The organism is Lentibacillus salicampi (genome assembly GCF_004565465.1).
GTDB lineage: Bacteria > Bacillota > Bacilli > Bacillales > Amphibacillaceae > Lentibacillus > Lentibacillus salicampi.
Map to the genome: position 1 here is coordinate 1 of NZ_SRHY01000093.1, position 2374 is coordinate 2374.

Here is a 2374-nt window from a genome sequence, read left to right on the forward strand (position 1 = left end):
TGTGTTTGGCAAGTGAAAAGTACATAAGTTGGCAATACTTTTTTACATAACCTTGCCAGCCAGTTTATCCCTGCGATTGCGAATGAATTTCTTATTAATTTTTCAAGGTACAAACGGAATTCGTCATCATTCCTAACTCATATTTCACCTTTAGACAAGGCGTTTGTCAGCCGATAACTCTCACCTGTGAAGGTGATAATATGAGCGTGGTGCACCAGCCGGTCCATAATGGCAGCTGTAAGACGCTTGTCGCCAAATATTGTATTCCATTGCCCGAACTCCAGATTGGAGGTCACAATCACACTGGTCTGCTCATAACACTCGGCAATCAGGCTGAACAGAAGCTCGGCTCCATCTTTATGAAAAGGCACAAAACCCAATTCATCCAAAATGACCAATTCTGCTTTCCGGAATCCCCGCATAAACCGGTTTAACGTCCCATTGTGGTGCTTTTCCAACAGTGTGGAAACGAGATCATTAACCCGGTAAAATCTGACCTCTCTTCCTTGTCTGCACGCTTCCACTCCCAAGGCGGAAGCCAGAAACGTCTTTCCAGTCCCAACAGATCCGACCATCATAATGTTCTGCTTAGACTCCAGGAATGTTAAATCCTTTAAAGAGTTCATTGTAACCGTTGAAGGGAGCTCCGGTGCCCAGGATTCATCATAATTCTCCAGCGTCTTGAGTTGGTTGAATCCAGCCTTTTTGATTAAGCGCTGCACCTTGTTATGTTCCTGTGCCTGCACCTCTTTTTCCAAACAACGCAAGAGGAATTCCTCATGGTTCTCTGCTTCAATCTGATTATAAACATCCCCGATATATCCTAACTTCAATTTCTTGCAGTAAGCTTGGATATGTTCCTCCATGGTCATCATGCCCACCCCTTTCCTATGAGGTTGTCATAGACTTCAAGCTCAGGTTCATAGTCCCTCACACTGGAAGGGGTGTAAGATTCTTCAAGGCTCTCAAGTTGCGTGGCTATTTCCGGATGCATTGTACGGTACAATTCCTGATAAATCACGCCAGCCTCATCCCAATGGTCAGAGCTAATATGAGCTACAGCCCCGGAAATCTGATCGATAGGGTAGCCATCATGGAGCCATTGTAGAAGACTTCCTATCCGCTGTTTCCGATGGGGGAGATCCGCCACGTCCAGATACTCTCGGAGCGTTTCCGGAAGCGCCGTATAGGCCAGCGTATAGGGAATCGCTCGTGGCTTATGTTTGACTTGTCTCAATTCCTGAATCCAGTCAAATTCCTGCAGATTAAGACTGGAAGACCGTGGAAGGGTCACCAGATGCTCATTCGCTTCATCTAACACTTCCATCTGATCCCAGTAGACTTTTAACGATACAAGTTGGCCGGCGCCGCCTTCCGGTACGGAAAGGCGTTCCTTATCTCTATGAAGGTTCCCGTATTTGTCGAGTCTGGCTGTTTCCAGATGAACAACCTCAAACGGATCCCGGGGAAGCTGCAGAAGTTTGGGCTGTTCTTCTTCCCACAGCGACCGGACAGACTGTTTATGCTTGTAATGTTCGTATTCCATGGCTTTCTCGGCTTTTTGTTTCATCAATTGATTCATCTGTTCCCAGGATGTCATGACGGGAACCGGCACAAACCAGTTTCTCCGGCTGGTTCCAACCTTATTTTCCACATTGCCCTTTTCATGGCCAGCTCCAGGATTACAAAATACAGCCTCAAACCGATAATGCAGTTTAAACCGGCGGAACATATCCGTCAGGTCACGCTCACCGTGTCCTTTAATCGTCGCAACGGCGGCAGATAGATTATCAAACCATAGTTTGCGCGGGACTCCTCCGGCTTGGGCAAAAAGCTGCTTGAGTCCCTCCAGAAAGCAGGTGAGATCCTCCCTTGGAAATACAACCAAATAGGCTGCATTACTGTACGGAAAAGACATGACAAGGTATTTTATCTGAAGCCATGCCCCTTCATAAATGATATCGGTCGTACCGAAATCGATCTGTGCCTCGCCTCCCGGATGAACCAACTCCGTATAAGCTTGTTGCGCCTGCGCCAATTCCTTTTTTCGTCTGGACACATAACTGGTTACGGTACGGGCCCCTCCGGTATAGGCACATTCATCACGAAGACGTTGAAAGATGCGTATGTTGGTATGACGCATTTTTCGTTTCCGGGATAAATCCTCCGTCAGCCATGCATCGATAACATCCATATAAGGCTCCAGAATCGGAGAACGTTTGCTTCGCCGCTTGATTTCCGGGCTCCAATCTTCCCGGTCGGCATACTTTTTGGCAGTCCGCCAGTTAATTCCGAGGCGTTTGGCCAGGGAATTGACGGATAACCCTTCCTCATCTCGTAAAAAACTGATATAGTCAACTTGAGCCATTGCTAG

Annotated in this window: 2 protein-coding genes; both read right to left on the minus strand. The window is 47.3% G+C overall.

The genetic code is table 11. The features are described 5' to 3' along the window. Positions 1 to 137: 137 nt before the first annotated feature. Positions 138 to 866 carry an IS21-like element helper ATPase IstB gene (istB, locus tag E4U82_RS19415; RefSeq protein WP_135111894.1) on the minus strand — a complete coding sequence of 243 codons (729 nt, stop codon included), beginning with the start codon at positions 864 to 866 and terminating at the stop codon, positions 138 to 140. A gap of 5 nt (positions 867 to 871) precedes the next feature. After that, a partial coding sequence (istA, locus tag E4U82_RS19420) for an IS21 family transposase (protein ID WP_135111893.1) occupies positions 872 to 2374 on the minus strand: 1503 nt, incomplete at its 5' end.